Source organism: Nocardia flavorosea NBRC 108225, from assembly GCF_001613385.1.
Taxonomy (GTDB): Bacteria; Actinomycetota; Actinomycetes; order Mycobacteriales; family Mycobacteriaceae; genus Nocardia; species Nocardia flavorosea.
In genome coordinates, this window is the sequence record NZ_BDCG01000018.1 from 19,427 (window position 1) to 44,652 (window position 25,226).

Sequence of the window (25,226 nt, forward strand, 5' to 3'; positions counted from 1 at the left end):
ATTTGTTTCTACGCGATTCCACTCAAACCGGGAGCAGGTTCGCCACCAGGCCATTCTGCCGACAGCAACTGCTCGGGGGGCGCGATTCCCACGGAGGCCAGCGCTCGCTCGATACCGTCGACCCGGCTCCGGGTCATGCGGTGACAGGCGTTGTGCGTCGGGCGGGACAGCCGCTCCAGGAGTGAATCGACCGTCAGGGTGTGGCGGCGCTCCCGGCCCGGGAGCTCGATTTGCAGCTGGTCGTTGCTCAGGCACAGCACCGGGCGAACGGCGACGTATTCACCGGCCGCGCACAAGAGCCGCTCGAGCGCCGTGCTCTTGTGCAGTGTCAGCTGGAGCGGGCGGCCGTGCGTGATCTGCTGGTTCGAATCTTTTGTCTGTACCCAGCAGCCGGACTCGGTCGCGGTGAGACGGCCGCGCCAGGACTTCAACTCCACCAGATACAGACCGCTCGGCGCGGTGATGAGCAGGTCGACCTCGAACAGCCGGCCCGTGGCGGTCGCGAAGCTGAAATTGGACCAGGCCCGCCACGGGTCGGCATCAGGCATGGCGGCGCGGATACGTTCCAGGGCGGAGCGCTCGTGCCCATAGGTGGATTCGTTGACGGCCGTCCACCGTCGTGTGCACAGCGAGGTTCGCATGGTGGGCTTGGTTCCCATCCCTCCCACCTGCTCAGTACTCGTGGTGCGGGCAGTAGGCGGTGATGGCCGCGTGCACGAAGATGTACGGGTAATCGACCGCGTCCTCGTGACTTTCCGCCAGCGCGATCCGATTACTCGCCGACCCGCCGTACACGTCGAGCCAGTCGCAGTCGGCCCGGGCGAGCTGGATAGCGGCGTCCTGGACGTCGCAGGGCTCTTCGTCGAAGTGGGATTCGTAGAGGAAAACGTGATCGGCGTCGGAGCGCGGTGCGCAGCCGGGCGCGGACGAGCCACCGGCGGAACCGGTCGCGGGGGCGGCCGAGGCGGTGGGGGTGGTGACGGACAGGGTTGCCGCGGCGGCGATGGCGAGAACGGCGGTAAGGGGGCGGGTGGTGCTGAGCATGTGTTCCCCCGGAACGGTGTGAAGGGAGCCGCCGGCGAAGCGGGGCTTTGAAGTGAAGCAACCATACGAATATCGTGAAAGCAATGTCAACACATTTGCGGATGTTGATTTTTGCTCACCGGGTGGGCAGAGTTGACGCCACGGAGCGAGAGGAGTGGTATGCCGGAGTCCGGGTCCACGGTCAGTGCGGCAGAGCTCTCCAGGTTGGCCGGGGTCACACGCGCCACCGTCAGCAACTGGCGGCGACGGCACAGCGACTTCCCCAAACCCGTAGGCGGCAGTGAGGCCCGGCCTCAGTTCGAACTCGCCGCGGTGCGGGCTTGGCTGTCCGATCACGACATCGCGCCCGCCGAATCGCCGATCGCGGAACTGCGGACACTGATCCGGGCCGAGGCGACACCGGAAGACGTCACGCGGCTGATGCGCGGTCTGCGTCACGGCGCAGCAGAGTGGGTCGCCGACGAATCGGCACCCGCCGAACTCGCACGCGGGGTGCTGCCCCTTCTCACGAAAGTGCAGGACACCGAAGGCGCGCGTTCGGCGGTCGACGCTCTCGCCGAACGGGCCATGGAACACCAGCCCACCACAGGTGTCTACCCCACCCCTGACCGTGTGGCCGCTCTCATGGCACGGCTGGCCTGCGGTCCGCCCACCGGTAGCTTCCGCAGCGTTCTGGACCCCGCCTGCGGCAGCGGGACATTGCTGGCAGCCGCCGCGGGGCGCGGCGTCGGCGAACTCTACGGCCAGGACAGTGCACCGGTCCAGGTGGAGCGCGCCCGCCTGACGGTAGCCGCGGAAACCGGGACCGAACCCGACATCCGTGCCGGGGACAGTCTGCAGGCCGACGCCTTCCCCGATCTGCTCGTCGACGCGGTGCTCGTGAATCCGCCCTACGGCGACCGGGATTGGGGCGTGGCCGAGCTCGCGTTCGACACCCGCTGGGAATTCGGGCTACCGCCCCGCCTGGAATCGGAGCTGGCCTGGGTACAGCACGCTGTCGCTCATCTGCGACCGGGGGGAACGGCTGCCGTGCTGTTGCCCCCGGCGGTGGCTGGGCGGCCGTCGGGTCGCAAGATCCGGGCCGGTCTGGTGCGGGCGGGTGTGCTCCGGGCGGTGGTGGGGCTGGCGCCCGGAGCCGCGCAACCCCGGCACGTCGGGTTGCAGATCTGGGTGCTGCGCAAGCCCGCACCGGATAGCCCCGCATCCGACACCGTGCTGTTCGTCGATACGAACCGGATACCGCCCGGAAGCGGAGAAGACCGAATCGCCTGGGATGTCGTGACAGAGAGCGTAGTCAGTGCCTGGGAAGCGTTCGGGAGCGGGAAGGATCCTGCGACAAAGGTCGCCGCGGCGGTCAGCTCGATCGATATCCTCGACGACACGGTCGACCTGGCGCCTTCGCTGTATGTGCACGAAACCGTGGACTCCGAAGGAGTGTCGGACCGGATCGACGCCGCGGTGCACCGGCTCGGCGAGGCCGGTGCGGAATTCGCCGCGGCGCGCGCCGCGCTGGCGGGCTGGACCGAATCGCGGGGACGGTCGTGGCGCCGGGTCACCATCGCGGAACTGGTGAAACACGGGCAGGTGCAATGGTTCCGGGCGCAGCCACCGGCCGGCGAGCAATCCGGCTCCGGGCGGGTGGTGCTGACCGCCGCCGATATCGCCACCGGCAGGCTGCCGTCGGGGACGACGAGTTCCGCGCGGACAGCCGAAGAGATCGGTATCGAACCGGGTGACGTGCTGGTTCCGGCGGTCCGGGCCGATCACGGCGACAACCGTGTCGTTCGCGTCGCCGGACCGGAGGACGCCGCGGCGGTGCGGGGTCCGCATCTGCATACGCTGCGGGTCGACCGGGAACGCCTCGACCCCTGGTTCCTCGCCGGATTCCTGACCGGTTCCGACGGCATCTCCGCGGCCCGGGGCTCGACCGCGCGCTTCGATCCCGGCAAGATCAGGATCCCGGTGGTGTCCGCGGTCGAACAGCAGCACTACGGCCTGCTGTTCCGGCGTTTCTTCCAACTCCGGCTCGCGGCCGCACGCGCCGCCGCGGCCGCGGACGACCTCGCCGACCAGGTGTTCACCGGACTCACCACCGGTGCGCTGATACCGCAGGAAGAACAGTGATCACCGGTACCGGGCTGCTAATTTGCGAGGACATGTGGTGACGGGCAGGAAGGGCTCGACGTGTGGCACGAGTTCGCGGCGCAGACCTTCGATGCGACCGTCTACGACCCCCGATACTTCGGCGACGACGGCGACAAACGCTGGGAGTCGGCCGAAGGGGCCGACGCCTGGGCGCGGCAATGCTTGACGCAGGCCTCGGAGTCCGGCGCGGTGGCGGTGCTCATGCCGGCCGCGGCGGCGTCGAACGGACGGGCGCGCGCCTTGCGCCGGACGTTGCTGCGTTCAGGCGTGCTCCGCGCACTGGTCACCGGGCTGGCGGAGGATCGTGACCTCTGGCTTCTGTGTGAGGTGGAAAGTGAACGGTCCCAGCAGGTGCTGTTGATCGACGCGGCGGGAGAACCGGCACGGGTCGCCGCCGCATGGCGTGGGTTCCAGGCTGATCCCGCGCACGCTGCCGCCGCCGGGTTTGCCGTGCGGGTCGTCGATCGACTCGACGATCAAGTCGATCTGACTCCGGCGCGCCCGGTGACCGTCGAGGTCGGTCGGTTCCCGGTGTTGCGGACTGCCTACCTGGAGCGGCCGGTGGAGGAGCCGCCCTTACTGGAGCCGGATCCCGCCACACACGGCGTGCTCACCCTGGGCGAGCTCGCCGACGCCGGGGCTGTTGAAATGCACCGGTCACCACCGACGGTCGTCAGCGCCGAGGGGACCACGCCGATGCTCACAGCAAAGGACATCCGGCTGGGGCGGGCGCCCTCGCGTCTGGGTGACGCGGGTGTCGCCGGTGCCGTGGTGATACGCGCCGGCGATATCGCGGTGGCGCGGCGGGAAGGGGCAGTACGAGTGTGCGCGGAACCGGGTGCCCTGCTCGGCCCCGGGCTCGACCTGCTGCGGATCGATCCGAAAACACTCGACCCGGGCTTCCTCGCCGGAATTCTCCGCGCCGCGGTCGACGATATGCCCGAGGGCGATATCGACCTCCACAAGGTGGAGATTCCACGATTCCCCCTGGAGGTGCAACGCCGGTACGCGGCCGAGTTCGCGCGGCTCCGTAGGCTCGAAGCGGACTGGCAGTCCCGCCGGACCGAGATCGAACAACTGGTGCGTCTCGGGCACCGGGGGCTGGCGACCGGACGTCTGCGGCCGGTGGCCGGCGCATAATCATCGGATTCGAGGTTTCACGGAGGTGACCGTGCAGGTCGTCGGGGGCCGTTACGAACTCATCCGCCAGGTCGGGGCCGGGGGAATGGGGCAGGTGTACGAGGGATTCGACCGGAACCTCAAACGCCGCATCGCGGTGAAGGTCACGCACGCCAACCTCGACACCGACCCGGAATGGACCAAACGCTTCCTGCGCGAAGCCGAAGTGATGGCGACGGTGAGCCACCCGGGGACACCCGCGATCTACGACGCCGGGACCACCGAGGAATCGACACCGCGCCCGTTTCTCGTCATGGAGTTCGTCGACGGGGTCACCTTCGACGACCTGCTGGCCCGGCGCGGGCCGCTACCCGTCGGCGCCGTGGCGGCGCTCGGGGCGCAGGTCGCGGCGGTACTCGCGGCAACACACCGGCACCGCATCTATCACCGTGACCTCAAACCGTCGAACCTGATGCTCTGCGACAACGGGACCGTGAAAGTCCTCGACTTCGGCCTCGCCGTCGCCCTCGATTCAGGGCTCAGCCGCTACACCACCACCGGGCAGACGATCGGCACGCCCGCGTTCATGGCCCCGGAACAGATCGAATCCCGGGACGTGACCCCGCAAACCGACCTGTACGCACTCGGGTTGATCGTCCACGAAATGCTCACCGGCGAGCGCGTATTCACGGGCGACAACGCCTACACGGTGTGGTCGCAGCAGGTGTCCGCGGTCGCGCCGGATATCCGGGCCGAGCGGCCCGAAACCCCGTCCGATATGGCCGGGTTGATCATGTGCATGCTGGAGAAGAAACCGGAAAGCCGTCCAGCCGGAGCGAAGATCGTGCATTCGGTACTGATTCGCCATGCGGCCGGACTCGGCGATCTGGTCGACGATGTGGACAGTCCCGCCCGCATGTACGCCGCCGCGGTGAGCGCCTCCGCTTCCGGGGCGGGCGCCGTGTCCGCGGGCACGCCCGTCGAAACGGTCCAGGTCGCGTACAGCTCGTCACCGACGCCGGTCCCCACCGATGACCTGAGCCGCGGCGATCTACATCGGGCGGTCGAACGTGCCCGCCGGCTCGCCGACGAATCCCGCTACCACCCCGCCATCCGGCATCTCAAAACCGTTGTCGACGCAGCGGTTCCGGTTCTGGGGGCACGCGATGCCGACGTGGTGGACGCGCGCGTCGCGCTGGCGGGACTGCGCTACGAATCCGACAGCTACGCCGAAGCCGCCGATCTGTATCGCGTCCTCATCGACGACCTGACCTCCGAACGCGGCCCCTACGACGACCAGGTCATGTTCTGCCAGCGCCGGTTCGCGGAATGTATTCTGCACCTCGGTAAGAAGGCGGATGCCGTGGACCGGCTGATTCGGTTACGGGGTCAGATGGAGGCACGGCACGGCGCCTCGGACCGGCGGGTTGTCGAGCTGGCCGAGGTGATAGCCGACATCCAGCGGTGACCGATCTGTTCGGGGAGATTACGGCGTGAGCGTCGATCGAGCGCGAAGGGGGCGGGTCGCGCATTCAACGTTCTCGCCTGGATAGGACGCGGTGACTGCCTCGCCAACTCGCGGCGGCGCGGCACCGCGGTCTCGAGGTTTGGACGCGGGGTGACCCGAGGTGACCGGCAGACTGGACGACTACGCTCGGCACGCGATAAACCGGGCGACGTCGGTGGTCGTTCCCGCGATAATTGCCGGCGTGGAACAGGTCGAGGTCGTCGCCTCCCATCACGAGCGCGCGACCCTGCGCGTCGGCGATGTGTTCCTGAAGATCGACGCCGATCAGGCCGCCACCGATACCGAAGTCGAGGCGATGGCCTCGGCACCGATCCCCACTCCGGAGATCCTGTGGCGCAAGCCGCCCGTGCTCGCACTAGCGGCACTCCCCGGGACGGCACTCGGCCGCCTCGGCGAGCCGTCGACCGCTCCGGCGGCGTGGGCCGCGGCGGGCGCGGCCATTCGGAGGCTGCACGAGGCGCCACTGCCGCCCAGGCCCGGCCGCAGCGTCGACTGACCGTGCGGATCATGTATCGAACAGTTGCAGGTGTACGAAGCGGATCGATGGGGCCCGTTCGTCCACGATGATGCTCCGGTTGACCGTCTTGCCCTCGGCGTTCCGGTAGGTATCCGAGGCCTCCAGGACCGCCGGTGAAGTTTCCAGCGGTGGACCCGCGATCGTGGTCTCGGGGACGCTGTACGCCTTGGTCAGTGGCGTGGAGAAGTGTGACGCGGCCAGCAACTCGTCGAGGCCCTGCGGATCCGTCGACACCGCCAGCTGGTACAGCGTATCGATCCCGCGCTCGGTCCGGGCGTCCAGCACGGTGACATTCGCCGGAATGACGATCCCGGCGAATGCCGAAGCTTCCCTGACTACGTCGGTGGTGTTCGCCTGCCGGTGGACTTCGGTCGGGCGGCCACTGTCCTGGCTGTCGCTACCGCATCCGGTCATACCGGCCAGCACGGTCACCAGGACGGCCAGGGCACCGGCTGTCTTCCTCCGTCGTATTACGCCCATCGCATTCCTCATCCCTCACGAATCGTTTGCCGCGCTGGAGGGCCCGCCGGCGTTGCATGCGGACCGCGACAGCGTCCGCCAGGGCGTTGCCCGTGGCCGAGGGGCCGTCGAGATATGGAAGGAGGTTTGGTTGCGGCACATCGAAGAGCCGGGCGGATCGTGGATTGTCGCAACATTTCGCAACATCGTAGCGGCGGCGCAGGTTCTGGCCATAGCGTCGAGTCGGTCACCCGGGCCCATTTCCGACCACGTCACCGGGTTTGCGGGTGGCCCCAGCAACAGCCCCAGAAACCCGTGAGGTGACCCCATGGGCGAGACCCCGCCGCCGCTACCCGCGCGCCATCCGAAGTACCGGGCCGCGCCGCTGCGCTACTGGCCTACCGGCCGCCGACACAATCGTGCACTGCTGGAACGGATCACCGAGGGGTTACGGGCGTTACCGGACGACCATCCGGCGTCACACTGCCGGAGCATGGGCCAGATCCGCGGCTACGCGCACGCGCATCAGGAGATGGCCGTCCACGCCCCTCATGGTTGCGCCCGGTACCTCGAAGCGGTCCGATACGTGGAGGCGACAAGGCTGTGAAGTGGGGTGGTGCCGAGGGCGCCGGTCCGGTTCGAGGCCGCACGACCGGGATACCGGACGAGCTCACCTGGGGTTCGTCAGCGCCTTCCGGATCTCCGGTTTGAGGACCTTGCCGATCTTCGAACGCGGCAGATCCGGCCAGATCTCCAGCTGCTTGGGCGCTTTCACACTGCCGAGTCGCCTTCTCACGAATTCGGTCAGCTCAGCGCTCGTGACCGCTTGCCCAGTGCGCAGCTGGATCACGGCCGTGACCCGTTCGCCCCACTTCTCGTCGGGGAGCCCGAGGACCGCGCTGTCCTGGACCGCGGGATGCGCCGTCAACGCTTGTTCGACCTCCGCCGAATACACATTGAAACCACCGGTGATGATCATGTCCTTGGCCCGGTCGACGATATAGAGGTAATTGTCCTCGTCCAGGTACCCGATATCGCCGGTGTGGTGCCAGCCGAACCTGCTCACGGCCGCAGTAGCGTCTGGATCGTTGTGATAGCCGGCCATTACCAGCGGGCCCCGCACCACGACCTCGCCGCGTTCCCCGCGGGCCAGCAGTTCACCGGCCTCGTTCATCACCGCGACCTGGGTCAGGGGAGTGGGCCGGCCGGCGCTGGTGAGGCGTTCGGTGGCGATCGACCCGTCCGCGCGGAAATGGTCGGCGGGGGCGAGGGTGGAGATCATATTCGGCGCCTCGGTCTGGCCGAACAGCTGTCCGAGCACCGGGCCGATGCGGTGCAGCGCCTCCTCCAGGCGGGTCGGTGACATGGGCGCGGCCCCGTACCAGAGGCAGCGCAGGGACTCCAGGTTCGTCGTATCGAGGGCGGGATGATCGAGCAGGCCGTAGATCACCGTCGGGGGGAGGAATGCGTGGGTGATGCGGTGGCGCTCGATCAAGCGGAGGAACGCGCCGAGGTCGGGAGCGGGCATGATCACGACCTCCCCGCCGAGCGACAGGATCGGGAAGGTGAGTACTCCGGCGGAATGGGTGAGCGGGGCGAGCGCCAGGTAGCGGGGGCGGTCGCCGAACGGGTAGCTCATCAGTGCCGAGGCGGTGGAGGTGGCCATATTGGTGCCGGTGAGCCGGACGCCCTTGGGTTTTCCGGTGGTGCCGCCCGTTCCGGCCAGCATGCACACTTCGTCACCGCCGGGCACGACCTCCTCCAAGGGGCCCTCGGGAGCGGCCGCGATCCATTCGGCGAAGGTAAGCGCGCCGTCTACCGTGCCGTCGAGGCAGACGAGGGTTGTCAGCTCGGGTAGCGCGTCGCGGATGGCGGCCACCAGCGGAGCGAACTGTTGCTGGAACAGGAGGCAGCGGCAGCCGAACAGGTCGAGCAGCTGGCGGTTCTCGTCCGCTTCGTTGCGGGGATTGACCGGGCACCACACGGCGCCGATGCGGGAAATGCCGAAAACGCAGGTCAGTGCCGAGGGGTCGTTACCGGAGAGGACGGCGACCCGGTCGCCGCGGCCGATACCGGATGCGCGGAGCGCGGCGGCGATCCGCCGGGACGAGTACTGCACCTCGGCGTAGGTGAGGGTCGCACCGTTCATGGTCAAACAGGGCGCGTCGCCGCCCAGGGAGACGCCCTTGTCCAGATAGTCTGCCAGCCGCACGATATCGGTACCTCGCTGTGGGAGTGGGGAAACGGGCCGGCCGCGGGTAGCGGCCGGCCCGGTGGATCAGTGGTGGACTTCGAGTTTCGGTTCGAGGACGAGACCGAACGCGCGCAGCGTCCCGAGTAGTTCCCGGTGCCCGAATGCCTGACAGCTGGAGGCGAATCCGGTCTTGCGGGGGCGGTCCTGCAGCAGATGCGATGCGGCGTGCGCGTTCAGCAGCGCTGTCTGCTTGTAGTTGCAGTTGCCGTGGATCACGCAGTGCGCGCGGCCCAGTGGGCCGGAGGCGTATACCGAATCCAGTGAGGTGTTGATGCGGGGGTTCTCCCGTGGCGGCATCTCGCTGCGGACCAGTGCCGACTGTTCGTCGATGATCCGGTATTTCTCCTCCGTCGTGCACCCCTCCATCTGTGCCAGGGCTCCCGCCACGATCTGCGGTACGGCCTGCATCAGGGGACGGTTGAACACCCCGCCGAGTGCCCGTACGTTCGCCACCCGCGGATCGTTGCGGAACCACACCGGATGCGAGGTGCCGCCCCACGGCAGGGCCAGGCCGAGCTCGTGCTGACCCGGTACGACGAGTTCGTAGAGTCCTCCGTCGGCCGGCCATTCCACGTATTCGTTCTGTTCCAGGTAATACGCCGCGGCGAAGGCCGCGTTGGTCAGGATCGTATTGGTGGACGCGACCGTCGGGTGCCCCTTCCAGAAGACCTCGATATCGAGGGTGTCCAGTCCCGGTGTCTCCAGGCAGATATTGGCCGCGATCTCGCCGATGGTGTACATCTGTGCCAGGCCGGGAGTGAGTACGAGGTCCCGGGCGGCGAATTCGGCGCCGTACTGTGCCTGGACGTCGAGCATCCAGTTCTGTTCGCCGTTGGTATCGGTGTAGTGCGCGCCGATTTCCAGGCAGGCCTGCACGACTTCGTGCCCGTACCGCGCGAAAGGCCCCACGGTGTTCAGCACGACCTTCGCGCCGCGGAACGCTTCGGTCAGCGCGGCCGTATCGTGTTCGACCTCGGCCACCTCGTGCTCGACGGTGTCGATTCCGGGGACCGCGGCGACGGCCTCCTGCACACGGGCGCGGTCGCGACCGGCCGCCAGGAACGGAATGTTGTACTCGCGCAGGTATTCACAGATCAGCCGGCCGGTGTAGCCGGATGCGCCGTAGACGACCACCTGTTTGTCAGTTGCCACGGGATTTCCTTCCGTCAGAGGGGAGAGTGCTCACATGCCCATGCCGCCATCGACCGGCAGGCCCGCGCCGGTGATGAATTTGGCGGCGTCGGAAGCCAGGAACACCACGGCGTCGGCCATATCGTCGACCTGGCCGAGGCGTCCCTGGGGAGTCAGTTCGGTGACGGCCTGCACGGCTGCCTCCGGTGAGGGGAACAGGCCGATTTCGGCGCAGTCGACGGCGAGCTGGGTGCCCATCACGGTGGGTGTGAGCCCGGGATAGACGCAGTTGACGCGGACGCCGTAGCCGAGCTTGCCCGATTCGGCGGCGGCGACGCGGGTGAGCCGGTCGATGGCGGATTTGGTGGCCGAATAGCCCGCGATACCGGGGAACGCGATGGTCGCGGCGACCGAGGCGATATTGACCACGGCGCCGCCGTTGCCGGCCGGGCCGCCGGGGCGCATGGCCCGGAAGGCGTGTTTGAGGCCGAGTGCGGTGCCGAGCACGTTCACGTCGAGCATGGTGCGCAGGCCCGCCGGGTCGAGATCGGCGAGCAGGCTGGTGATCTCGACACCGGCGTTGTTCACCACCAGGTCCAGCCCGCCCAGCGCGTCGACGATCCCCGGAACGGCCGCGGTCCAGCTCGCGTCGTCGGTGACATCCAATTCGACGAACTCGGCGGTGGCGCCCGAGCTCCGCAGGGACTCCACGGTCTCCTTGCCGGCATCGGTGAGTACATCGCCGATCGCTACTGCCGCGCCCGCGGCCGCCAAGGCCTCGGCCATACCGGCGCCCAGCCCACGCGCACCCCCTGTGACCAGTGCTTTTCGGCCCGTCAAGTCATAACTCGTCATTCGGAATCTCCTCTTCGAGAGCGCTGAATCGCCGGACTCGCAAGGCCGAGTGTGCGGCGTGGGTCACACACTAACAGCGTTTGGACAGTCGTCAAGATTTTCTTTGACAGTTGTCAAGATCGCTCGAAATGGTGCACGATAGACTGCTGCCGGAATACCGCAGCCGCGGACTGCACCGAGCCGACGGGACGAACAGGGTGACCGAAGTCGTCGAGAAGAAACGCGAGCGAATAGCGCGCCGCCAGGTCGACAAGTTCGACGCGCGGCGAACCGAGCTCGCCATCGCGACGCTGCACACCCTCGCCGATCTGGGCTACGCCCGCACGAGTTTGCGGGAGATCGCCCAGAATTCGGAATTCTCGCACGGCGTTCTGCACTACTACTTCGCGGACAAACGCGACCTCGTCACCGAAGCGGTGCGTCAGTACGAAGCCGTCTGCGTCACCCGCTACGACGAGGTCGTCGCCCGCGCGGAAACGCCCGCTCAGCTACGCGACGAATTCACCACGATGTTCTTCGCCACGCTCGACGCGGACGCGCCGCTGCACCGGCTCTGGTACGACCTGCGCAACCAGAGCCTGTTCGACGAGACCTTCCGCAGCGATGTCCTCGAGATCGACGAACGCCGCGAAGCCATGATCTGGCGGGTGGTGAGCCGATACGCCGAACTCGCCGACACGGCGCCGTCGCTATCCTCGGCAGCGGCATATGTCCTGATGGACGGCATTTTCCAACGTGCCCTGCTGTACACCCTGTCCGGGATGCCGGACGCGGTCGCGCAGCTCGCCGAGGAACTGCCCGGGCTGTTCGACCGGATCGTGGCCCAGCGCTGACACCCGCGCGGACCCACTTCGGTCCGATACGGCCGGTTTCGGCCAGGCGCTCGCGAGTACGATCGCCGGCGGGCTCGATAGCGATCAGCCGATCACGCGGCGCGCCGGGCGACTTGTCCGGGATCGATTCCGTCGCAGTACCGGGGAACCCGTCGCCCGCTCCAGCGTGCCGCGCCGTGCCGGCGTACCGGACAGAAGTCATCGGTGCCCCGCCTGGGTGCCGGGCCCGACCGGACTGCGGTCGGGCCGGTCGGCGCACCGGGCGACAGCGCCGATGGAGCCGGCCGGGACGAGTGCGAATCCAGCGCCGAATCCGGACAGGATCCTCAGGCCGGGGCCCCAGCGATTCGGCCAAGAAAGGCCAGGAGTGGTGCAGGTCGTCCTCCCAGTAGCCCCAGGAGTGGGTGCCGCGCAGCCGGTCGGCGTTCACCAAAGGATCGTTGGCGCGCCACAGTGGGCCGTTGCGTGGGCCCCACATGTTTTCGACGCTCTGCCCGCCACCCCAGTTCTCGACGGTGATCCGGACGAACTCCTGCCCGATCGGGTCCGATGTCTGCGCGCAACCGCTGTAGGAGGCAACGCTTTTCCAGAAGCCTGGTTTGGCGATGGCCAGGTTCAAGACCGAGGTGCCGCTCATCGATACGCCGGCCAGCGCCCGGTTTCCGTCGGCGCCCAGGAATTCCTCGATCACCGGTGGTAGTTCTTCGTTGAGGAAGGTCTGCCATTTGTGGCGACCCAGGGCGGCGTCGTCGCGGATCCAGTCGGTGTAGTAGGAGCCGGCGCCACCGAACGGGGTGACGACATCGATGTCCTTCCCGCGGAGGAAGTCCACGGCGCCGGTTTGCACGTCCCAGCCGCTGCCGGTCGTTCACCTGCCGCACCGAGACCACGGCCGCCGCGGGGTCCGCTGTCGCGGCGCTCCCGGTGCCGATCAGGCAGGCGGCGGTGAGGGCGCACCGCACTGCGGTGGTGCGTAGGGATCGCGTTGTCGAAGTCGGGGCCTTTCGTATGCCTCGTGCGGTCACTTTCCGGACGACGCCGGGCGGTGGCGGTGTCCACCGGCCGGATCGACATCGGAAGGGGATTCGTGCTGCCACGGCCTCCGGTTCGGTACGAGGGAACGCAAGCGCGATATTCGGCAAAAGTGCGGCCCGCTCGGCCGGTGCGGCTAAGCGACGGTAGCCCGGCCGGGGGCGGCCCGTAGTGGTGCCGCGCCGGGGAGTTCACCGAGTAACGCCGCCAGCTTCGTCAGATGCGGCCGGCGGTGGGCGGAGCGCCAGATCAGTGCCATCCGCGACTCCTCGTCGAAACCAGTGACGTGCACGAAGCGCAGGTCGGCGCGCTGATTGCGCTCCGCTACCGGGCGGCAGGTCAGCATCGCGTAGCGGCCGGTGGCGGCGAGGGTCATACCTTCTTGGAGTGTCGCCACCCGGACCGTCGCGGTGATGGACCTGCCGAGCGGGGTGAAGCGCGGGAAATGCACGTCGCGCCAGTATTCCGGGGCGGGGCCGTCGATCGATACGAGGTCCACCGACGCCAAGGTTTCCGCATCGATGCGCTCGACGGATGCCAGGGGATGGCTGTGCCCGACGGCCAGCATCCGGGGTGCGGGCGGGAACACGTAACCGACCGAGAGCTCCGGCTCCCGCACCGGTAGCAGTGCTACGGCGGCATCGACCCGGCCGGACAACACGGCACCGAAAGGATCGCCCAGCGGTATTTCCTGCAATGACAAGGTCACATCGGGGTTGTCACGGGCGAATCGGGTGAGCGTCCAGGTGACGGTCTCGTAGGCGATGCCCTGGAAGCCGACGCGGATCGGGCCGGGGAGTTCCTGCCGGGCTTCCCGCCGCGCACCACCGACGAGATCGGTCAGCTCCGTGTACACGGGCCGCACGCGCTCCACGAAATCGGCGCCGAAATCGGTGAGTGCAACCCGGCGGCTGGTGCGGTGCACGAGTTGTGTGCCGATGGTGCGTTCCAGTGCGGCGACGAGCTGACTCACCCGGCTCTGCGACACCCGCAGCCGCTCAGCCGTCCGGCCGAAATGCAGTTCCTCGGCCAGTACCAGCAGACATTCCAGCTCACGGACGGGTAGGTCCGGCACGCCCGCTCCTCCCGGTCGCCGCGATCGATCAGTTCAGCTGATCGAACAATGAGCTGATCACTGTTGTTCCGCGATCCGGCGCGACATTGACTGGATTCATGTCCATTGTGAGTGAATCGCGGGCGCCCGCGGCCGAACCCGCCGAACGCTGGGCGGCGATCGCCGTCTTGGCGTTGTCCACTTTTCTCGTCGTGACGGCGGAGATGTTGCCGGTCGGCATTCTCACGCCGATATCGGCGGGGCTGGGTATCTCCGCGGGAACCGCGGGGTTCAGCCTGGCTGTCACGGGTGTCGTTGCCGCGGTGGCCGCGCCCTTCGTCGCGCGGACGATCGGCAGCCTCGACCGGCGCCGTGTCCTGGTGGCGGCCGCGGTGCTGCTCGCCGCGGGCAATCTGATCACCGCGGCCGCTCAGGGGTTCGCGGTTCTCGCTCTCGGCCGGGTGGTGGTCGGGCTGGCCATGGCGACGGTGTGGGCGCTGGCGGTCGCGCTGGTCACGCGGCTGGTGAGTGAACGCCGTGCGGGTCTTGCGGTGTCGATGGTGGTGAGCGGTGTCGCGGTCGCTTCCGTATTGGGCGTGCCCATCGGGACCGTGCTGGGCGATATCGCGGGATGGCGTAGTGCTTTCGGGGCGCTCGCGCTGGCGGCTCTCGCACTTGCCGCGGGGCTGGCTGTACTCCTGCCGGCGCTGCCCGCACAACCGGAGGCAGCCGGCGACGCGAAGGCCGGTTCGCTACTGGCGATTCCGGCGGTGCGGAGGGGGCTGGTGGCGGTAACTCTGCTCGTCACCGCGCATTTCGCGGCCTATACGTATGTGCGGCCCGCGTTGGAGGAGTTGTCGGGTGTCCACGGAGTCGGTATCTCGTTGCTGCTCCTGCTCTACGGGCTCTGCGGGATCGTCGCGAATTTCGCGGCGGGCGCGGCGGCCACGCGACGAGTCCGTGCGACGCTGCTGGTCCTGGCGGCCGGGATCGCCGTCGCATTGCCGGCACTGCTCCTGCTCGGAACCGGACCACTGAGCGCCGCCGCGGTACTGGTGTTGTGGGGACTGTCCTACGGAGGTGTCTCGGTGTGCAGCCAGATCTGGGCCGTTCAGGCCGCGCCGGACCGGCGGGAAGCCGTCACCGGCCTGTACGTAGGTGCTTTCACCGGAAGTATCGCGCTGGGGTCGTTCGCGGGCGGGGTGATCCTCGACGGTGCCGGGCTGACGGTGCTGCTGTGGGGGGCGTCCGCGGTGGTGGCGGCGTCCGCGCTGGCCACGGTCTCCGGCGGCGCCCGCTACGGCTCGTCGCCGGGCTCGAGGTAGTCCCGGACCTCGAACGGCTGCCCGGCCCGCCGTATCGCCGCTCGTAGTGCGAAGGCACAGCCGAAGAGAACGGCGACGAGCGCGGGGACTGCTACGCGACCGCCCACCACGCCGGGAACCAGACCGTACCGGAGAGCAGCAGTGCCGCGGCGATCCACAGAAGGTGGCGACGTGCCAGGCGTCCGGCTCCAGGAGGGACAGCCACGGATACGTCAGCAGCACGACGATGCAGGAGGGGAATACAAAGGCCACGGCTGTACTTCCGCTGTTCACCACGGTGACGGCCACCGCTGTCACCGTTCCGGCGAGGCATAACAACCAGCAGCACCGCAGCACGTACTGCCGGGTCCATCGGACCGGGCTCATCTGGCGAGTCTGTAGACGCGAATATGGTGATCCCGGCCCGATGGCGGTTCCGGCGACGATATCGGCAAGCCGGCCGACCAGGCGAAAGGGAAGCTGACGCTCACCAGTATCCGCGACGAGCTGTCCCGCATCGTCACCCAGCGGGCGGTACTGGATCCGAATCTGTTCTACCTCGACGGGCGCGAACTGTACGGCGAAACCGACTACCGCGAGAACCCGCTACCCGACCGGCTCCACCCGGATGCCGCGACGCACCACCTGATAGGCGAACGGTTCGCCGAACGGGTATTCGGGGCCGGCGGTGTGTTCGGCGATATACCGGTGCGTAGACAGCGCCCCGCCGCCGTTCTGCGGAGCTGAACAGCGCTGCCGAGCAGGTCGGTACCTGCGATCGACAAGTAGTTTCACTCATCCTCGGGGCGCTCCCCGCGGATAGGCTCGCCTCATGGTGCCGCACCTGCTCTTCGGAATTCCCACGCACGGCTTCTTCGTCGCGCTGGGTGTGGCGGTGGCGGCGGTCGTCTTCGTACTGGAATGCCGGCGGCGCAACGCGTTACGGGAAGAATCTCTGGTCGCCGTAACCGGTGCGCTGGTGGGCGGGGCGATCGGAATGCGTTTGTCGAGCCTGGCCGAAACCCTCGACCCGTACGAGAGCTGGATGTTCGGGGCCCGCAGTGTGCTCGGTGGGCTGCTCGGAGCCTACCTCGGTGTGCTGGTGGCGAAACGGATCATCGGCTATCGGGAACGCACCGGGGACCTGTTCGCGCCGGCGGTGGCGCTGGGAATGGCGGTCGGCCGGATCGGATGTCATCTCACCGAGGCACCCGGGCGGGTGACGGGCCTGCCGTGGGGTGTGCACGCACCGGGGACCGTCCCGGCCTGCCCGGGCTGTGCGAGCGGTTCGGCGATGCATCCGAGTTTCGTGTACGAAATCGTGTTCCAGCTGGCAGCTTTCCTGTGGTTGCGGTGGGCGCGGGATCGGATCACCGCTCCGGGGGAACTGTTCACGCTGTATGTGAGCGCGTACGCGGTGTTCCGGTTCCTGGTGGAGTTCACCCGGGCGAACGAGACGGTGTGGCTGGACCTCACTCGGCCGCAATGGTTTCTGCTGCCGGGGCTGATGCTCGTCGCAGTGCGGTTGGGTATCGGATACCGGCGCGGTCATTACGACGGTGTTCTTCGGCGAAAGGTTGCGTTGTGAACAATCCACCACCACCGGGCAACCGGTCACCACGGGGTTCGGGGCTCGAGATGACGGGCTGGGCAATGGCCGGGGCTTTCGTATTCATCGTCGGTAATGCGGTGTACGGCTTCGCCGCGTTCCTGTTCGCCGGCACGCAGGGGGACCGGGGCTATCCCGTCATCATCGGAATGGCGACGGTCCTGGGAATACTGGTGGCATTCGGCGGGGGTGCGCTGTTGATCCGCGGGGGATCGACGGGGGAGAAGGGGTTCGGGATGGGGATGATGATCGGCTGGGCGCTGGTGACGATATGCACGGTCGGCTTCTGCACCGGAGTGAACCCGGATCTCTACAACCTCGCTGCCGCCGGAGCGAGCAGGTGACGGCGGGGATGCCGCTGCGCGGCGATCGGATCCTGCGATATGTGAACGCCTTCTGCCCACACTGTCACGAGGAGGACCCGGAGCGCCCGCTCACGGACGTGGCCCGGCTTTCCGGGTGGCTTGCCGCACGGGACGGGCAGGTGTACCTCGAACGCGGGTGCCCGTCGCACGGAATGGTGCGCACGCTCTACGACGAGAACCCCGAAATCCTGACCTACCTCGAGGAATGGACCGCGCCCACGAAGGCGCATCTGCCGGACGTCGCCGGGAACTTCGATCCCGTACCGGCGGCATATCTGCGCGGACTGCCCGAAATGCAGACCCAGCACACGTGCATCCTGCTGACCGACCTCCTGGACAGCTGTAACCTGCGATGTCCCACCTGCTTCGCCGAATCGTCGCCCGACCTGCGGGGAGTGGTGCCGGTCGAGGATGTTCTGGCAAACGTGGACCAGCGGCTGGCACGGGAGAACGGCACACTGGATGTGTTGATGCTCAGCGGCGGCGAGCCGACACTGTACCCGGAACTCGCACGGCTACTGGCGGAACTCGTCGCGCGACCGGTGACCCGGATCCTGCTCAACACGAACGGCGTTCGTATCGCACGCGATCCGGAACTGACGGAGTTGCTGGCGCGGTATCGGGAACGGGTGGAGGTGTATCTCCAGTTCGACGGTGTCACCGCGGAAGCGTCGAAACACCATCGCGGCGGCGATTTGCGGGCGCTGAAAGACGAAGCGTTGCAGCGCCTCTCGTCGAACGGAATATTCACCACCCTGGTCATGACGGCGGCGCTCGGAGTGAACGACGACGAGATCGGAGCGGTGGTGCGCACAGCCCTGGACACGCCGTTCGTCGGTGGGGTGTCGATCCAGCCGCAGTTCGGGTCCGGGCGGTCCGGCAGCATCGACCCGATGCGACGGCTCACCCACACCGGAGTGCTGGCGCGACTCGGCCCGCAGACCGGCGGGCTGGTGGCCTGGCACGATCTCACCGCGCTGCCCTGTTCCCATCCGCACTGCTGCTCGGTGGGATACCTACTGCGCGACGACGGTGGACAATGGCGCTCCCTGGTGAGCCTGATCGGGCACGACCGGCTCAAGGAGCGGCTCGGTTTGGTGGCGAACCGGATCGCCGACCGGGAACTGCCGAAGGAGATGCGGCTCGCGGTACGCGAATCGCTGCTCGGTTTGCTCTCGGAACAATCATCGCTGTCACACCCGGATATCGGCACCGTCTGGCGGAATATCTGCGAGAACTGCGACCTGGGAATGAACACCCTGCTCACGCTGGCGTCCTCGGCGTTGCCCGGCCGGCGGGCGCGGCTACGGCAATTGCTGGGGGAGCGGGTCGTACGGATCACTGTCAAACCGTTCATGGATATGTCGACGATGATCGAGGAACGGCTCACCCAGTGTTGTGTGCACGTGGGCACCCGCGCCGATGCCGACCAGTGCGCGCCGTTCTGCGCGGTGCAGGCGTGGCCGGCGCTGTCCCGCCAGCGGCTGCCCGCGGCGGCACCGGCCGGTCGGACGTTGCTTCCGGTGACTGTGCCGTGAACGGTGACGATGCGGCCCACTCCGGTGTGTACTACGCGGAGGCGATCGGGCATCGGCAACCGCCCGATCCGCTGAACCTGTGCATCTACGCGACGGTGGCACTGCTGACCTGGCTCCTCGGTCCGGTGGCGCTGGCGGGTTTCGCCGGCCTGGCGTTCGCCGGATACTGGCGGGCCCGGCGGCGTGGGCTGCGGCGCAGTCGCTGCTGGTTACGGGATACCCGCCTGGTGCTGTGCTATCTGGCGGTGCTGGCCGGTATCGGAGTCGGCGCCGTGCTGTGGTGAAGTGCCGGGCGGCCGCAGCAGCTTCTAATGTCGGGTAGTGATCCGAAAACTGATCGATACGCCCCGGCGGGTGCTCGGTGTGGTGGTGCTGCTGATTGTGGCGGGGGTGGCCGTGCTCGCGATCTGGGCGGAAGGAAACCGCCGGGAGCCGGTACCCGCCGCGGAAACCGGGCAGTTCAGCGCCGAACGGGGACGTGCGCACCTGGAACGATTCGCGACCGAACCGCGGCCGCTGGGGAGCCCGGCAAGCGATCAGGCGCAGGATTACCTCGCCGGGCAGATGCGCGCCGCCGGGTTCGAGGTGGAGATCCAGCACGCGGTCGGGGCCAGTACGGCGCCGGGGCTGGCCGCCTTCGGCCGGGTCGACAATGTGATCGCGACTCTCCCGGGCCGCGACCCGACCGGGACCGTGGTGGTCGCCGCCCATTTCGACTCCGCCGCCACCGGCCCCGGGGCATCCGACGACGGGGCCGCGGTCGCGGCGATGCTGGAGGTGGGGCGGCTGATCGCTGCGCAGGGCGGGACCCGCAACGACCTCGTACTGCTGTTCACCGACGGCGAGGAGGACGGGCTGCTGGGTGCGGAGGCGTTCGTCCGCGAGCATCCGCTGGGTCACGCGGGTGGGGTGGTGCTCAACTGGGAGGCCCGCGGGGTGAGCGGGCCGTCGCTGATGTTCGAAACCTCACGCGGCAATGCGGAACTGTCGGCCCTGTTCGCCGAGACCGTGCCGGACCCGCGGGGCGATTCGTCGATGGTCGAGATCTACCGGAAGTTGCCGAACGATACGGATTTCACCGAGTTCCGGGAAGCCGGATTCACCGGGTTGAACTTCGCCTATATCGAACAGCCCGCGTTCTATCACACGGCCGGCGATACGCTCGCCAACCTCGATCCGCGTAGTCTGCAGCACCACGGCGAGAACATGCTGGCCATGACCCGGGCACTCGGCGCCGCCGACCTGCCGGACCTGAACACCGACCGGGACGCCACCTATTTCAGGATCGGCCCGTTCTCTCTTCACTATCCGAACGCGCTGGTCTGGCCGTTGGCAGGGCTGGCCGCGGCCCTGGTGACGGGGCTGGCCGTCGTGGCGCGGCGCCGGGAGCTGGCCAGTACGCCGCGGATGATGCTGGCGGCGGTTTCGGTGGTGCTGCCGCTGGGTGTGGTGATCGGGCTGGGACAGGCGCTGTGGTGGCTGCTGGTGGCGCTGCGACCGGGATACCACATGATGAACGGCCTGCTGTACCGGCCGGATTTCTACGAGGCCGCGCTCGCCGCACTGGCTGCCACCGCGCTGCTCGCCTGGTATCTGCTGTTGCGGGGGCGGCTGGGTCCGGCCGCGCTGGCGATCGGGGCACTCGCCTGGCCGGCGGGGCTGGGAGCGGTGTGCGCGGCGGCGGCGCCGGGCGCAGCCTTCCTGTTCACCCTGCCGGCCGGGTTCGCCGCGCTCGGTGCGCTGCTGGCGATGATGCCGGTGCGCTGGGCCGGGTGGTCCGCGGTGACGCTGGCGGGCGGGCTTGTCATGTCGGCCGTGTACCTGCCGGTTGTCGCACGCGGAGTCTTCGATGCGGTCGGGATGGTGTACGCCGGAGCAGGCGCCGCCTGCCTGGCGCTGTTCGGTCTCATGCTGCTGCCCGCGGTCGAGCTGCTGCTGCCCGAACCCGAGGCGTTCACGGGGAAACCCTGGGCGCTGCCCCGGACCAAGGCCTGGGCGGTACCCGCGACCGTGGCGGTACTCGGAATCGCCGCGGTGGGTGCGGGTCTCGTCGCCGATGCCGCCGATCCGGCACATCCGCAGCGCAGCCATCTCGCCTACGTCCTCGACGCCGAAACCGGGCGGGCGCACTGGGTGAGCGCCGAACGGTATCCCACCGACTGGACCGGCCGATACGTGACCGACCGCGATACCTCCGGTCTCCCGGCCGGATACGCGCACGAGCCGCTGTGGACGGGGCCGGCGGACCCGGCCGACGCGCAAGCACCGCGGGTCGAGCCGCGCGGGCGCGACGGCGATACCGTGACGATGCACGTGACATCACCACGCGCGGCATCGTCGGTGATCCTGCGCTTCGATCGGCCGATCGATCTGGCCACCGCAACGGTTCCCGGTGCCGCACCGGTCACCGTCTCCGTCACGGGGACACGTCCGGACGGTCTTCCGGGGGAGATCCGCTTCCGCGACCTACCACCGGAGGGAGTCGATTTCACGGTGCGCACCCCCGGCGCGGACCGGGTACATATCACGGCGTTCGACGAAAGTCACGGTCTCGCCGAAGCACCCGGATTCCGGCCACGACCGGCGGATACGATCGCCTCGATCCGGCCGGACGGCGACGTGATGGTAGTCGTGCGCACATACGAGCTATGAGTCGCCTACGACGGCCGGCGTAGCGGGGCCCCGTCCTTCTACGACTGCTTTCGTACCCGGAGAAGCCTCCCGGCAGACGCGCCGGCCCCTCGGCCGGCGCGAAGGTTGTTGCGTTCGAGCTGCTTCGAGAGGACGACGACGTGAAGATCCGATATATAGCCATCATGCTCACCGCCGCGCTGAGTATCAGCGCCTGCACCATGGCGTCGTCGGCCACCTCCGGGCCCGTGGACGCGTTGGACACCGGGCGTTTGCGCGCCGCGCTGGCAGCGATCGAGCGCGCGGGGATACCGGGAGTTTTCGCGGAGGTGCGCGCCGGCGATCAGGTGTGGAGCCAGGCCGCCGGGGTCGCCGACCTGGCCACCGGTAGCCCCGTCACCCCGGATATGCGGCACCGCATAGGCAGCGTCACCAAAACCTTCACCGCGGTGGCGGTCATACAGCAGGTCGAGGCAGGCCGAATCGACCTCGACGCGCCGATCGGCGACTATCTGCCGGATGTGGTGCCGGGGGAGCGCGGCCGCAAGATCACGGTGCGGATGCTGCTCAACCACACCAGCGGGCTGCCCGACTATCTGCCGTACGCGTTTCCTTCGCTTGCGGGATTGTTCACCGGCGGTGAGATTTCGGCGCAAAGCCTCGACGACAACCGGTTCCGGAAGTGGGATACGGCGGAGTTGATCGCTCTGGGCGTGAACGCGCCCGCCGGTGCGCCGGGCGCGCTCCCGGGCGTGTACTCCAACACCGCCTACCGCATCCTGGGCGAATTGGTGCGGCACACGACCGGTACGCCGTTCGAGCAGTACGTCACCGAACAGGTCATCGCACGGGTAGGGCTCGAGCATACGTACTTCCCCGACCGGCCCGAACTCGCGGAACCGCACTCGCGGATGTACGAGGCGCTGTACGGCATCGTCGACCCCCCGCGGGACTACAGCATCTACGACAACTCCTGGCTCGGCCCCGGCGCCGGTCTGGTCTCGACCATGGCCGATGTGAACACCTTCTACCGCACGCTGTTCGGCGGTGCGATCGTGGGCCCGGAGGCGCTGGAGCAGATGCGGCAGACGGTTCCGGTGATTGCACTGGACGGGCAGCAGATCGAGTACGGGCTCGGCTTGCACAAGGTGCAACTGCCGGGATGCGGCACACTGTGGGGCCACGACGGTTCGGTTTTCGGTGCCTCGATGATGTCGCTGCACTCGGCCGACGGGCAGCGCCAGATGTCGGTCGCGGTGAACCTGGTGCGTGCCAACCGGCCGGACGCCACGGGGAAACCGCAGCCGCATCCGGCCGACGCCGCGCTCGCGGAGTTCTACCGGGCCGCACTGTGCCCGGCGGCGTAGCGCGCGCCGACCAGGCCGGCGTGGCTACGGCTCGGAGAGCGACGCGGGCCGCCCGGGCACAGGCGCTTTCAGTGTCCGTCGGAGCGCCCCCGGATCCCGTCCAGGAGGTATCCGGTGCGGCGATCGTAGTCGTCTCGGAGAGGCCGCGTGCCGTGCTCGAGAGCGAGGGCGGTGTCGACGACGAGCGCGTGGAGGGCGCCGGCCGTGAACCCCGGCCGCAACGCACCGGAGCTCCGCGCCGCTGCGATGAGCTCGTCGTTGGCCTCGCTTCCGGCTCGGCAGATCTCCATGAGCTGCTGCGAGTGCGGATAGGTCTGCAACAGGACGTCGTTGAAGGCGGGTCGGCGGTACTGAAGGTCACGGATCGCAGTGAGGTAGTACGTGATCCGCTCGCCGACGTCGTCGAGGGTCCGGGCGCGGTCGATGACGGCGAACAGCTCACCGGCCGGCGCCCGGCGGATCGTCCGTCCTCGCCGGCGACCGCGCCTTCGATGGTCCTGTCGCCCTGACCGCGCCCACCGCCGTTACCTTCGACGATCTCACCGAGATCGCCTCGGGTCTCACCGGTCGCACCATCGGGCACATCGTCCTGGACGACGAACGGTGGATCGCCGACCACATCGCGACCGGTGTGCCGGAGCGGATGACCAGACTCATGCTCACCTGGTATCGGGCAGCTCGCGCGGGCTACTTCGCCCACACCGGCCCGCTGCTGGCCGAACTCCTCGGCCGCGCACCCCGCACCGCCGCGGACCGGCTCGCGGCACCCATCACGGCCTGAAGCCGAGAATGCCCGGGAAGTACGGCAATTGGAAGGGGGTCACGACCGTCTTCGACTGTGGGCCATCGCCGGCCTCTGGCTGCGAGTGTCCACCGATTCAGCTTCCGTCGGCCCACTGGATGATCCGAACGGACGGTCTAGTTGTTCGCGCGCCGGATCGAGCGCTGGACCAGGCCGCGGATACCCGGTAGCCCGATCGCGCGCAGCAAGAGCTCACCGGCCCAGACCTGGGCACGAGTCGACGGCGCGAACCTACCTATTCCTTTGCGTGCCAGCGCTTGCCGTTTACCGACTTCCGGTCGCAACGACGACTCCCAGGCGGCGAGCGCACCGGGGATATCTGCGCCGTGCTCGCCGAGGGCCGAGCCGAGGCGGTCGGCGCCGTCGAGGGCGAGGGCCGCGCCGTAGCCGGCGAAAACGGTCACGCACCAGGCGGCGTCGCCCAGCAGGACGATGCGGCCGTCGCTCCAGCGGTCCATGACCACCTGGCCGACGGAATCGAAATAGGCGCCGGCCGGGTCGGTCTCGAGCCGGTGCAGCGCTTCGGTGACGCCGCCGCCGAGATCTCCGAACGACCGGGTGAGCGCGGCGGCGGGGCCCTGATCGAGTTCGGCTCGGGTATCGGCGCAGCGATAGGTGAAGAACGTCGAGGAACGCTGGGGGCCGAGGTTCATCACCGCGGCGGTGCGGCCTGGGCCGATGAATGTGGTTCCGGCCCCTTCCGGTACATGCGCGGGGACCGTTTCGAGTGGGAAGGCGCCCACCATATGGCCCAGGTCCACCAGGTATTCCGTTTCGGGGCCGAACGCCAGTTCGCGGATCCGGGAGTGCACGCCGTCGGCGCCGATGAGCAGATCGGCCCGGATACGGCTGCCGTCGCCGAGAGTGGCGTCGATCTCGTCCGCGTTCTGGGTCACCGCGTGCACGGTGGCGCCGAACCGGATATCGGCGTGTCCGGCCACCGCGTCGTACAGCGCCGATTCCAGGTCTCCGCGGAAGACGCCGAGTGCGCGGGTTCCGACGGCGGCCTCGGCGACGGCGGCCGGTAACCGGAACTTCTCGCGACCGTCGGCGTGGACCATGATCGAGGTGAAGTAGCCGATATCGTGCGGCGCCAGGGCCGGTATCAGCCCGAGTCGCTCGGCCGCGTCGTATCCGGGGCCGTGCAGGTTCACCAGGTACCCGCTGCTGCGCCGGCCCGGTGCGCGCTCGACCACCACGACCTCCCAGCCTTGCGGGTGCAACCGCAAGGCCGCGGCGAGTCCGGCGATACCGGCGCCCACCACGAGGGCCCGCTTTTTCTTCGTATCCGCCGCATCCGGTGCTTGGATGGCTGCCACTACCACTCCCGTATCGGTTCTCCGCCGGTGCCGATTACGCCGGTCGCCGTCAACCTTAGGTTGACGATCTGCTGTTCGTCAACCCAAGGTTGACGAGCGGCGGGGTTTCTCGCTCTATGGTTGCCGCAAGTCCGGGCTGGGAGCGGGGCGAAACCGGCGCCGCGGTGGGCGGCCTACCGGCTTCCGTGAGTAGTGCCGAAAACAAGGGGTGTGGTGCTGCTCGGAAAGAGCCGGGGCGGCTGTCCGACGCCGAGGTGGTGCCGCGTGTGCAGGCACCTGCGCAAGCTGGTGTCGTAGCTGTCGGCGAGAGAGGCCGGGCT

Annotated in this window: 23 protein-coding genes and 1 pseudogene; 15 read left to right on the forward strand and 9 right to left on the reverse strand. The window is 68.3% G+C overall.

Annotated features, from left to right (window positions below):
• Nucleotides 1–8 precede the first annotated feature (8 nt).
• Nucleotides 9–659 carry an NERD domain-containing protein gene (locus tag NFL01S_RS23945; protein WP_062978572.1) on the reverse strand — a complete coding sequence of 217 codons (651 nt, stop codon included), beginning with the start codon at nucleotides 657–659 and terminating at the stop codon, nucleotides 9–11.
• Between the two features lie 13 nt (nucleotides 660–672).
• A complete protein-coding gene (locus NFL01S_RS23950; protein ID WP_062978573.1) occupies nucleotides 673–1,044 on the reverse strand; it encodes a DUF732 domain-containing protein in 372 nt (123 codons plus the stop codon).
• Between the two features lie 159 nt (nucleotides 1,045–1,203).
• Between NFL01S_RS23950 and NFL01S_RS23955 the strand changes: the two genes are divergently transcribed.
• The 4 genes from NFL01S_RS23955 (at nucleotide 1,204) to NFL01S_RS23970 (ending at nucleotide 6,332) form a co-directional block, all read left to right on the forward strand.
• Nucleotides 1,204–3,168 carry an N-6 DNA methylase gene (locus NFL01S_RS23955; RefSeq protein ID WP_062978574.1) on the forward strand — a complete coding sequence of 655 codons (1,965 nt, stop codon included), beginning with the start codon at nucleotides 1,204–1,206 and terminating at the stop codon, nucleotides 3,166–3,168.
• A 60-nt stretch (nucleotides 3,169–3,228) separates the two neighbouring features.
• Entirely contained in the window at nucleotides 3,229–4,329 is a 1,101-nt protein-coding gene (locus NFL01S_RS23960) for a hypothetical protein (RefSeq protein WP_062978575.1), read from the forward strand.
• A 25-nt stretch (nucleotides 4,330–4,354) separates the two neighbouring features.
• Nucleotides 4,355–5,776: a serine/threonine-protein kinase gene (locus NFL01S_RS23965; protein ID WP_157116874.1), complete on the forward strand. Its 1,422-nt coding sequence runs from the start codon at nucleotides 4,355–4,357 to the stop codon at nucleotides 5,774–5,776.
• A 160-nt stretch (nucleotides 5,777–5,936) separates the two neighbouring features.
• A complete protein-coding gene (locus NFL01S_RS23970; protein WP_210745259.1) occupies nucleotides 5,937–6,332 on the forward strand; it encodes a hypothetical protein in 396 nt (131 codons plus the stop codon).
• A gap of 9 nt (nucleotides 6,333–6,341) precedes the next feature.
• Here NFL01S_RS23970 and NFL01S_RS23975 read toward each other — a convergent pair whose 3' ends face one another.
• Nucleotides 6,342–6,833 carry a hypothetical protein gene (locus NFL01S_RS23975; protein WP_157116876.1) on the reverse strand — a complete coding sequence of 164 codons (492 nt, stop codon included), beginning with the start codon at nucleotides 6,831–6,833 and terminating at the stop codon, nucleotides 6,342–6,344.
• A 307-nt stretch (nucleotides 6,834–7,140) separates the two neighbouring features.
• Here NFL01S_RS23975 and NFL01S_RS35695 point away from each other — a divergent pair, with 307 nt between their 5' ends.
• Nucleotides 7,141–7,419 carry a hypothetical protein gene (locus NFL01S_RS35695; protein ID WP_157116878.1) on the forward strand — a complete coding sequence of 93 codons (279 nt, stop codon included), beginning with the start codon at nucleotides 7,141–7,143 and terminating at the stop codon, nucleotides 7,417–7,419.
• Nucleotides 7,420–7,482: 63 nt separating this feature from the next.
• Here NFL01S_RS35695 and NFL01S_RS23980 read toward each other — a convergent pair whose 3' ends face one another.
• The 3 genes from NFL01S_RS23980 to NFL01S_RS23990 form a co-directional block, all read right to left on the reverse strand.
• The gene (locus NFL01S_RS23980) at nucleotides 7,483–9,024 is read right to left on the reverse strand and encodes an acyl-CoA synthetase (RefSeq protein ID WP_062978577.1); all 1,542 of its coding nucleotides are present in this window, start codon (nucleotides 9,022–9,024) and stop codon (nucleotides 7,483–7,485) included.
• A gap of 66 nt (nucleotides 9,025–9,090) precedes the next feature.
• Nucleotides 9,091–10,218: a DUF5938 domain-containing protein gene (locus NFL01S_RS23985; RefSeq protein WP_062978578.1), complete on the reverse strand. Its 1,128-nt coding sequence runs from the start codon at nucleotides 10,216–10,218 to the stop codon at nucleotides 9,091–9,093.
• A 30-nt stretch (nucleotides 10,219–10,248) separates the two neighbouring features.
• Nucleotides 10,249–11,052 (reverse strand): SDR family NAD(P)-dependent oxidoreductase, encoded by an 804-nt coding sequence (locus NFL01S_RS23990; protein ID WP_062978579.1) that lies wholly within the window; start codon nucleotides 11,050–11,052, stop codon nucleotides 10,249–10,251.
• 197 nt (nucleotides 11,053–11,249) lie between these two features.
• On the opposite strand from NFL01S_RS23990, the gene NFL01S_RS23995 reads away from it, so the two are divergent.
• A complete protein-coding gene (locus tag NFL01S_RS23995) occupies nucleotides 11,250–11,885 on the forward strand; it encodes a TetR/AcrR family transcriptional regulator (protein WP_062978769.1) in 636 nt (211 codons plus the stop codon).
• Nucleotides 11,886–12,222: 337 nt separating this feature from the next.
• On the opposite strand, the pseudogene NFL01S_RS34730 reads toward NFL01S_RS23995, so the two are convergent.
• A pseudogene (locus NFL01S_RS34730) lies at nucleotides 12,223–12,738 on the reverse strand (alpha/beta hydrolase); the annotation flags it as partial.
• 315 nt (nucleotides 12,739–13,053) lie between these two features.
• The gene (locus NFL01S_RS24000; RefSeq protein WP_062978580.1) at nucleotides 13,054–13,992 is read right to left on the reverse strand and encodes a LysR family transcriptional regulator; all 939 of its coding nucleotides are present in this window, start codon (nucleotides 13,990–13,992) and stop codon (nucleotides 13,054–13,056) included.
• A gap of 98 nt (nucleotides 13,993–14,090) precedes the next feature.
• Here NFL01S_RS24000 and NFL01S_RS24005 point away from each other — a divergent pair, with 98 nt between their 5' ends.
• From NFL01S_RS24005 to NFL01S_RS36575, 9 genes are all read left to right on the forward strand, one after another.
• Nucleotides 14,091–15,296 carry an MFS transporter gene (locus NFL01S_RS24005; RefSeq protein ID WP_062978581.1) on the forward strand — a complete coding sequence of 402 codons (1,206 nt, stop codon included), beginning with the start codon at nucleotides 14,091–14,093 and terminating at the stop codon, nucleotides 15,294–15,296.
• Nucleotides 15,297–16,107: 811 nt separating this feature from the next.
• Nucleotides 16,108–16,863 (forward strand): prolipoprotein diacylglyceryl transferase, encoded by a 756-nt coding sequence (locus NFL01S_RS24020; protein WP_062978584.1) that lies wholly within the window; start codon nucleotides 16,108–16,110, stop codon nucleotides 16,861–16,863.
• On the forward strand, nucleotides 16,860–17,228 hold the full coding sequence (locus tag NFL01S_RS24025) for a hypothetical protein (RefSeq protein ID WP_157116880.1): 369 nt from the start codon (nucleotides 16,860–16,862) through the stop codon (nucleotides 17,226–17,228). Before NFL01S_RS24020 ends, NFL01S_RS24025 begins: the two co-directional genes overlap by 4 nt.
• An 8-nt stretch (nucleotides 17,229–17,236) precedes the next feature.
• Complete coding sequence (locus tag NFL01S_RS24030) at nucleotides 17,237–18,787, forward strand: radical SAM protein (protein ID WP_062978586.1); 1,551 nt, start codon at nucleotides 17,237–17,239, stop codon at nucleotides 18,785–18,787.
• Nucleotides 18,784–19,071, forward strand: a complete 288-nt coding sequence (locus NFL01S_RS24035) for a hypothetical protein (RefSeq protein ID WP_245670851.1) — start codon at nucleotides 18,784–18,786, stop codon at nucleotides 19,069–19,071. Before NFL01S_RS24030 ends, NFL01S_RS24035 begins: the two co-directional genes overlap by 4 nt.
• A 37-nt stretch (nucleotides 19,072–19,108) precedes the next feature.
• Nucleotides 19,109–21,439 carry a M28 family peptidase gene (locus NFL01S_RS24040; RefSeq protein ID WP_062978587.1) on the forward strand — a complete coding sequence of 777 codons (2,331 nt, stop codon included), beginning with the start codon at nucleotides 19,109–19,111 and terminating at the stop codon, nucleotides 21,437–21,439.
• A 140-nt stretch (nucleotides 21,440–21,579) separates the two neighbouring features.
• Nucleotides 21,580–22,785: a serine hydrolase domain-containing protein gene (locus tag NFL01S_RS24045; protein WP_245670852.1), complete on the forward strand. Its 1,206-nt coding sequence runs from the start codon at nucleotides 21,580–21,582 to the stop codon at nucleotides 22,783–22,785.
• A gap of 71 nt (nucleotides 22,786–22,856) precedes the next feature.
• Nucleotides 22,857–23,294 carry a hypothetical protein gene (locus tag NFL01S_RS36310; RefSeq protein WP_174555716.1) on the forward strand — a complete coding sequence of 146 codons (438 nt, stop codon included), beginning with the start codon at nucleotides 22,857–22,859 and terminating at the stop codon, nucleotides 23,292–23,294.
• Between the two features lie 134 nt (nucleotides 23,295–23,428).
• A complete protein-coding gene (locus tag NFL01S_RS36575) occupies nucleotides 23,429–23,566 on the forward strand; it encodes a hypothetical protein (protein WP_210745260.1) in 138 nt (45 codons plus the stop codon).
• Nucleotides 23,567–23,703: 137 nt separating this feature from the next.
• On the opposite strand, the gene NFL01S_RS24060 is transcribed toward NFL01S_RS36575, so the two are convergent.
• Nucleotides 23,704–24,906 (reverse strand): FAD-dependent oxidoreductase, encoded by a 1,203-nt coding sequence (locus tag NFL01S_RS24060; protein ID WP_174555717.1) that lies wholly within the window; start codon nucleotides 24,904–24,906, stop codon nucleotides 23,704–23,706.
• Nucleotides 24,907–25,226: the final 320 nt, after the last annotated feature.